Annotated in this window: 1 pseudogene; it reads right to left on the bottom strand. The window is 66.1% G+C overall.

Annotation, left to right across the window (positions count from 1 at the left end):
* A pseudogene (locus BN358_RS15270) lies at positions 1-224 on the bottom strand (low molecular weight phosphatase family protein); the annotation flags it as partial.

Here is a 224-nt window from a genome sequence, read left to right on the forward strand (position 1 = left end):
GGTCCACGGCTTGGGGAACTCCCCAGAGATGTCGATACCACGCTCGGCCATGGCGGCAATTGCTGCCGGGTTGACCTCGATGCCCGGCTCGGAACCACCCGACCAGGCCACCGCGCCGTCACCGGTCAGGGCCTGGAAGAAGCCGAGCGCCATCTGCGAGCGGCCGGCGTTGTGAGTACACAAGAAGAGGACCACCGGCTTGCCGTCATCATGGAGCCCTTCGA

The organism is Sedimentibacter sp. B4, from assembly GCF_000309315.1.
In the GTDB taxonomy this organism is placed as follows: domain Bacteria; phylum Bacillota; class Clostridia; order Tissierellales; family Sedimentibacteraceae; genus Sedimentibacter; species Sedimentibacter saalensis.